Origin of the sequence: Dolichospermum compactum NIES-806 (genome assembly GCF_002368115.1) — a bacterium.
In the GTDB taxonomy this organism is placed as follows: Bacteria; Cyanobacteriota; Cyanobacteriia; order Cyanobacteriales; family Nostocaceae; genus Dolichospermum; species Dolichospermum compactum.
Map to the genome: position 1 here is coordinate 4,446,188 of NZ_AP018316.1, position 7,532 is coordinate 4,453,719.

The window sequence follows — 7,532 nt, forward strand, 5'->3', positions numbered from 1 at the left end:
AACTAATGATAAATCACAAGCTGTCAGGGAATACGGTAGCACACTCTTGTCTTGATAAGGAAGGAAGAGAAAGTTTTTTAGTCCCAAGCGTTTGACATCTTGAATAAAACTTTCCCGTTTTGGTCCACCACCAATACAAACGAACTGAATTGGTTCATTTTGTAATTTTTGAGCAGTTGCCAAAATAGTGTCCGTATCATGACATCTACCCATATTACCAGAATAAAGAACTGTGAATATGCTGTCCAAGTTATGTTGTTTAGCAAACCAGTTTTTTTCTTTGGTAATGGGTAAGATTAACTCAGAATCGCCCCAACTATGAATCACAGACACCTTATCAGCTACTTCTGGACAGATTGCTATAACCCTTTCCTTCATAGCAGGACTCAGGACAATAATCCCTTTGGATTTTTGCCAAATCTTGCGGTTGATTGCCCACCAAAACTTGGCTAACCAGTGCTTTTTAGAAACTACTCCTAAAGCGATCGCAATGTCTGGATACAAATCATATATTAAACATACATAGGGAAATTTTAATAATAAATGAGTTAAATATCCGGCTATGGATAAAAAAGGAGGTGCTGAAGTTAATAAAAATACATCATTCTTACGAGCATTTCTGATAATATGCAAAAAAGCCCGCAATGTAAATAAAACACCACTGATAGCTTTCCCGCGAATCCTATCAGACCATATCTGAGTAGATCGGGATCTTTTAACGCGAATATTGCCTAACTGCTCTAGGGCTGGGGCTTGAGCAGTAGTAAAAGCATATCCTGGTTGTCCAGTGAATACTCTAATCTTAATTCCTTGTTTCTCCAACTGTTTGACTAGTTCTTCAATCAACTGTCCTGTTGCCGCATAGTCTGGAGGAAAAAACTCAGTTATCACAGACAAAGTAGTTAGTTTATGATACAACATATCACTAATTTCAGAAAGCTGTTCAGCCTCTATGGAATGCAAGGGATATTTTATAGAACTCTTACGATTGGACATTGTATAATTTTCGTTAAATACTGGCTTTGACATAATTAGGGGTTGTTGAATAAGTTTTCTAGTGAAGGGATGTTACAGGTGCTACGCCACCAGACAGGTGAGAGTTTCAGCTATCTGTCATCCTCAAACTTTTAAGTTCATTAAAGGTAAAATACTCCGTTTTAGTACTACCCTACGGGTTACTTTTTTTCAGCAAGCCCTAATTATATGATAATAATTAGAATTTGCCGACTTTCATTTAGTGTTATTACTGATTATTTGGTGTTATTACTGACATAAAATCGGCAAAAAATTTTAAGAAAACTTGCGGGCAACCAAACTAGGTAACAGCGCCTCACCTAGTCAAACATTTGTTTGCTTTTGTTTTGATTGAACATTTTTTATTTTATCCCTCATTTCTTTTATCACATTTAATTACTGTTTGTCAAGTCGTATATTCACTTAAAGATTTTGTAAGATTCTTAATGCTAGGTTTCAGTTAATCAGTAAACTTTCTACAAGTAGACAAGTGTGATTAAATTATCATTATCTAGTATTGAGTCTCGGAAGAGACATTAAGTAGTTCATACACTCTTAAAAACCCATCTGCTTAACTCTTACATTTTTTCTCTAGCAATACAAGTATACTGAGAACGGTTCATAGTTTAACCAAATATGAAACCCCCTGGTAAACCTCTCCCTAACGAACACGCCGATATTGGTGCTGCAAAGACTATCAGAGATAGAGGTTTCAAAATAGTACGTGGGGACTCCGCGAAACTTGCTGTTTAACAGCTAAACGCCCAGAAGATGAGCCAGTGCGGTCTTGGGGTTTCCCCAAGTAGAGCAACTGGCGGTATCAGCACGCACTTTTGTGCAAACGTACTGAGTCTGGGAACTTGTGCAAACAAGATATTAAGATTGTGAAATCTTAAGAATCCCCGTGTCTTTAGACCGGGGAGTGTCAACTAGCTTGTGAGCAAATGTCGCCGCAGATGATCTAACGCCGTATTTGCACTCACATAACGAATTAAAGACCGTCCCCGAATTGTACCGAAGCGATGTTCAAAACTGATTACTTCGTTACCAGGACCGGCTAAACCAATATAGACTAAACCCACTGGTTTGGTTTCGGTTGCGCCGGTTGGTCCGGCAATGCCTGTAATACTTAATCCCCAAGTGGTTGAGAGCCGATTCTTAACGCCAATAGCCATTTGTTCAGCTACTATTGCACTCACTGCGCCAAATTCCTCTAAATCCTCTGGGTTGACCCCTAATAGTCCGACTTTGACGGAATTATCGTAGGCAATTACCCCACCCCAAAAGTAATCAGAACTACCGGAAATTTCTGTTAACATTTGCCCCAGTCCCCCACCGGTGCAAGATTCAGCTACAGATAGGGTTGCTCCCGCAGACCTTAATAAATTACCAACGACAGCAGCAAGGGTGTCATTGTCAATGCCATAATAATCTAAGCCAGCGATTTCTCTTAGTTGTTTTTCAATAGGTGCAATTAAAGCTTCTGCGGTTGTTGCGTCTGTTGCTTTGGCGGAAATTCGCAGTCTTACCTCTCCCTTACCTGCATAGGGGGCTACTGTGGGATTAGTTAAGTTAAAGTAGGGGGCTACTTTTTCAGCTAAAGCAGATTCTCCAATTCCCCAAAATCTTAAACTGTGACTATAGATAATTTCTTTTCCCCAACCTTGACTTTTCAGAAAAGGTACGGCGGTTTCGGTCCACATTCGATACATTTCGCTGGGAACACCAGGGAAAGTAAAAATAGTTAATCCTGGACGGGGTTGCCAAATAATACCCGGTGCTGTTCCTGTGGGGTTGGGTAAAATTTCCGCACCTTGGGGAATTAAGGCTTGTTTGCGATTGTTGGCGGACATTATTCTTCCCCGTTGGGCAAATTTCTCGGCTATATCTTCGACAATATCGGCTCGTTCTATGAGAGGAACGCCAAAAAAATCAGCGATAGTTTCGCAGGTAAGATCATCGGGTGTGGGTCCTAAACCACCTGTGAAAATGAGAATTTGTACTCTAGAGGCAGCAATTTCTATAACTTCTTTGAGTCTCTCTGGATTATCCCCTACGACTGTTTGATAGTAGTGAGGAATGCCTAACTGTGCTAACTGTTGGGCAAGATATTGGGCATTGCTGTTAAGAATATCTCCTAGCAGCATTTCTGTACCGACGCAAATAATTTCTGCACTCATGGGGATTAAAAAGGAATTAAAAAGGAATAAGGAATTAGGAATTGTGAATCTGGGAAGAAATAGTTTAGGATTTACGCATTGACAAGATTCCCCAAATATGTGACGTAAATTTTATCCCTTGTAGGGTGCGTCAGACACGATATTTTGACAAAAAAACAGATTCCCTCTATCTGACGCACCCTACTCAATAAGTTATTCCCAAAGCCGAAAACGACGCAATTTCGTTCATTCATATCATGGTAAATTAGTGAGCGTGCGTAAGTCCTATAGTTATATTAAATACTCGCCTGAATTTTGCTTATCTCTTGGCATACAGCAGGATTTAGGAGTGAAACTGGCTTGGTATCTGGCTTTGCAGTTATATCCTGTACCGTGTTGCTAACGCCATGCTACGTTATCGGCTGACGCTCACGGAAGCCTCATTGATTTGCAATTTGCTATAAACTTAATAAGTATTATAAAATTAAAGATGGCGGTTTTAACACCATATTTTCAAAATATAAACTATGAATATTTGGGTAAATGAACAAATTGATCCTTCAGGACTGATTCACGCCTGTATTGCCTCTTGTAATGAGTCTCAGGCTAAAGATTGTCATGAGTCGTTTAAGACTAATCTCACGAACTCTCAAAAGGCAGAGGGCTGGATTGCAAAATTAAGGGTGGTGAGATCTTGGGATGATGTGCCAGTTAATGCTTTAAAACTTGATTAATCAGAGTGTGCTGGATGAGAAAAAGGGCGATACTTTTGATGAGCTAGACAAAGCCCCAATCTCATTCTGTCTATTAATTGATAGGATAGGTGGTGATATTTTGCGTTAATATTCTGAAGTTTCCAGTTACAATTTTAACTTCCATGCAGCATGAAACTCAACTTAGTTTATTTGATAACTCTAGCTTAAACCAAAGAGAGCTAATTCCTACCAGTCATAAAATTCCCATTCCGTCAGGAACTTATGAGAATGTAGAAGAATTGACAAAACATTGTAATGGCTGTCAGCGTTGTGCATTAGCCCAAAACCGCACTCATGCTGTGGTTGGACGTGGTAATCTCCAAGCCGAAATTATGATTATTGGAGAAGCACCGGGAAAAAACGAGGACGAAACAGGTTTACCATTTGTGGGTAGATCAGGACAATTACTAGAAAATATCTTAGCTTCAGTAAATTTAAGTACGGAAACAGATACCTATATTGCCAATATTTGTAAGTGTAGACCACCGGAAAACCGTGTACCAACGAGTGAAGAAGCTACTGCTTGTAAACCATATTTATTTGAGCAGATTCGCCTGGTTGACCCAAAAATTATCTTATTAACAGGTGCAACTTCTGTGAAGGGTGTGATTGGTGATAACCGCCCGATTACTAAAATTCGTGGTCAATGGTTAGAGTGGGAAGGACGCTTATGTATGCCTATTTTTCATCCCTCTTATTTGTTGCGTAACCCTTCACGGGAACAAGGAAAGCCGAAATGGCTCATGTGGCAAGATATACAGGTGGTTCGGGCTAAGTTTGATGAATTAAAAAATCAGAATCAAAATTAAGTAGGTTGGCGTTAAAAATTGTCGTTATGACTAGGGAACAGGGAATAGGAAATAGGGAATAGGGAATAGGGAATAGGGAATAGGGAATAGAGGAGACGCAATAATTTTCCCAATGACCAATTACCAATGACCAATTACCAATTACTAATGCTCCTGTAAATTGGTAAAGTTAGGAAATCACAAAATATTAAATCATCAGATTTTTACCAATCAAACATGGGCAGCCAGAGAAAAATGTATTGGGAACTCGATTTTTACTCCCGTCCGATTTTGGACGAAAATCAGAAAAAAGTATGGGAGATCTTAGTGTGTGAAAGTCCTGTAAATATTGATACACAAACGGATTCTCTGTTTCGCTATGCTAAATATTGCCCCAGTACCCAGGTAAATTCGGGTTGGTTGCGGACAGCAATTCAGGAAGCGATAGAAGAAGCCGGCGCAGCACCTACCAAAATTCGCTTTTTCCGTCGCCAAATGAATAACATGATTACCAAATCCTGTGAGGATGTGGGAGTACCCGCTGTACCGAGTCGGCGAACGTTGGTTCTCAATCAGTGGATACAGCAGCGCATGAAGGAAGTTTATCCCCAAGAACCGGGATATCAAGGAGTAGCTAATCCTTCGGTGCGTTTAGATAGACCTTTACCCCAGCGTTTACCGGATGCTTTAGAAGGAAAACAATGGTCTTTTGTTACCTTAACAGCTAGTAATTTTGCGGATATGCCAGATTGGGAGATTGGCTTTGGTGAAGCTTTTCCCCTAGAGTTGGCGCAATTGTCCCCAGAAACTCGGATACCAGGAATTTTGATTTTCTCACCCAGGGCTTTACCCATAGCGGGTTGGATGTCTGGTTTAGAAATGGCTTATTTGCACTTCGACACCAAGCAAGGCAACAGGTTGATTTTAGAAACGGGGGCTACGGAAAGTTGGGTGGTGGCTAATATCCGCACTCCTGAACTTTTGGCAGAAGCACAGGGCTTTGCGGTAGCTAAGGAACAAGCCAATGGCGTACATTTTATTGGTGTCCAGTCCGATTCTCAATCCCAAGATTTTGCGGGCTTTTGGCTGTTACAAGAAATTAATTTGCCATGAGGTTACAAGCAGGGATAAGCTCTAAACTGGTGCAAATGAGTGTTTCTTATCTGTTCCCTGTTCCCTGTTCCCTGTTCCCTTTTTTGTAACTGTTAATGACACGCTAATGGGATAATGGAATGCCTCTATTAAGCGATTTATATCCAAAATCCATAATTGATAAAGGGACATGGGTTCTGCAAATTTGTTACAAGATACACTGGCGGAACAACTGCTAGAACTTGCCCTCAAGTCTGGTGCTGAGGCTGCGGAAGTGTATCAATCACGATCGCTTTCTCGACCAGTTTTTTTTGAAGCCAACCGTCTCAAACAACTAGAAACCAGTCAAGCTGAGGGTACAGCCCTACGGCTATGGCGGGATGGTTGTCCCGGTTTGACGGTGGCCTATGGCGATGTTGATCCTCAAGCAATGGTGGAAAAATCTTTGGCACTGAGTCAATTAAATCCACCGGAAACACTAGAATTAGGGACTCATGGCGAGCATTATTACTCAGACTTAGGCACATCTGTATCCGTTAAGATGTTGATTCAATGGGGTAAGGAGGCGATCGCCTTAATTCGTGATGTCTATCCAGATATTCTTTGTCATAGTGACTGGGAATGTGATATGGAAACCACCAGATTCATCAACAGCAAAGGTTTAGATTCTCACTACACTGACACCACACTTAGCTGCTATATGTCAGCAGAATGGGTCAGAGGTGATGATTTTCTCAGTGTGGCTGATGGCCAAACCCAACGCGATAAACTCAACCCAGAAAAAGTAGCCAGCCAAATTTTACAACGATTAAACTGGGCAGAGGAAAATGTTCCTAGTCCTAGTGGTCGTTGTCCGGTGTTGTTCACTTCTAAAGCAGCAGATATGCTGTGGGGAACTGTGCAAGCAGCTTTGAATGGTAAGCACATCTTGGAAAAAGCTTCCCCTTGGGTGGATAAGTTGGGTAAACCAGTGATTGCCCCCACCCTTACCCTGTACCAGAACCCAGAAGCAGGCCCCTATAGCTGTCCCTTTGATGATGAAGGTCAACCTACCCAGTCCTTAATATTTATCGAAAATGGGATTTTACGGAATTTTTATAGCGATCGCACCACTGGACGACAATTAAACATCGGCAGCACTGGTAATGGTTTTCGTCCCGGTTTAGGTAGTTATCCCACCCCTGGGTTATTTAACTTCCTGATTCAACCTGGTAATCTTTCCCTATTAGACTTAATTAGTAAGATGGATGACGGCTTAATTGTGGATCAAATGTTAGGTAGTTATAGCGGACTATCTGGTGATTTTTCCATCAATGTTGATTTAGGCTATCGCGTAAAGAATGGTCAAATCATTGGTCGGGTCAAGGATACGATGGTCGCAGGTAACGTCTACACAGCCTTGAAACAAGTGGTGCAACTAGGTGGAGATGCGGATTGGAATGGTTCTTGTTATACACCATCGCTGATAGTAGAAGGACTATCTATTACTGGTAAAAATAGTTAATATTATAACATCCCAGATCCCCGACTTCTTGAAGAAGTCGGGGATCTAACGCAACGCAATGATATAGACGTTTGGGAAGGGTGGGGTATGAGGGGTATTGGGGGGATGGGACGAACAAGGGAAGTTGTCTCTTCTCTCGCGTCGAGACTTGTAAGTTTTAACATTTAAGGGTTACAGAAAAATATTCTGAATCAGGATAACCAGGATTCAAGGATTTTCA

Annotated in this window: 6 protein-coding genes; 4 read left to right on the forward strand and 2 right to left on the reverse strand. The window is 41.1% G+C overall.

The genetic code is table 11. The features are described from left to right. A partial coding sequence (locus CA730_RS20665) for a glycosyltransferase family 4 protein (RefSeq protein WP_096671692.1) occupies positions 1 to 996 on the reverse strand: 996 nt, incomplete at its 3' end. A 947-nt stretch (positions 997 to 1,943) separates the two neighbouring features. Then, the gene (locus CA730_RS20670; RefSeq protein WP_096670141.1) at positions 1,944 to 3,194 is read right to left on the reverse strand and encodes a competence/damage-inducible protein A; all 1,251 of its coding nucleotides are present in this window, start codon (positions 3,192 to 3,194) and stop codon (positions 1,944 to 1,946) included. Between the two features lie 506 nt (positions 3,195 to 3,700). Between CA730_RS20670 and CA730_RS20675 the strand changes: the two genes are divergently transcribed. The 4 genes from CA730_RS20675 to CA730_RS20690 all read left to right on the forward strand — a co-directional run bounded on the left by CA730_RS20675 (position 3,701) and on the right by CA730_RS20690 (position 7,312). Further along, positions 3,701 to 3,907: a glycogen debranching protein gene (locus tag CA730_RS20675; protein ID WP_096670143.1), complete on the forward strand. Its 207-nt coding sequence runs from the start codon at positions 3,701 to 3,703 to the stop codon at positions 3,905 to 3,907. Between the two features lie 143 nt (positions 3,908 to 4,050). Then, on the forward strand, positions 4,051 to 4,737 hold the full coding sequence (locus CA730_RS20680; protein ID WP_096670145.1) for a uracil-DNA glycosylase: 687 nt from the start codon (positions 4,051 to 4,053) through the stop codon (positions 4,735 to 4,737). 234 nt (positions 4,738 to 4,971) lie between these two features. Continuing rightward, a complete protein-coding gene (locus CA730_RS20685) occupies positions 4,972 to 5,829 on the forward strand; it encodes a Tab2/Atab2 family RNA-binding protein (RefSeq protein ID WP_407919750.1) in 858 nt (285 codons plus the stop codon). A gap of 169 nt (positions 5,830 to 5,998) precedes the next feature. Continuing rightward, positions 5,999 to 7,312 (forward strand): TldD/PmbA family protein, encoded by a 1,314-nt coding sequence (locus tag CA730_RS20690; RefSeq protein WP_096670149.1) that lies wholly within the window; start codon positions 5,999 to 6,001, stop codon positions 7,310 to 7,312. Positions 7,313 to 7,532 lie beyond the last annotated feature (220 nt).

Excerpts from the sequence above, each read along its gene's own strand:
- CA730_RS20685 (WP_407919750.1), top strand. The coding sequence starts at position 4,972 with ATGTATTGGGAACTCGATTTTTACTCCCGTCCGATTTTGGACGAAAAT.
- CA730_RS20690 (WP_096670149.1), top strand. The coding sequence starts at position 5,999 with ATGGGTTCTGCAAATTTGTTACAAGATACACTGGCGGAACAACTGCTA.
- CA730_RS20670 (WP_096670141.1), bottom strand. The coding sequence starts at position 3,194 with ATGAGTGCAGAAATTATTTGCGTCGGTACAGAAATGCTGCTAGGAGAT.
- CA730_RS20680 (WP_096670145.1), top strand. The coding sequence starts at position 4,051 with ATGCAGCATGAAACTCAACTTAGTTTATTTGATAACTCTAGCTTAAAC.
- CA730_RS20675 (WP_096670143.1), top strand. The coding sequence starts at position 3,701 with ATGAATATTTGGGTAAATGAACAAATTGATCCTTCAGGACTGATTCAC.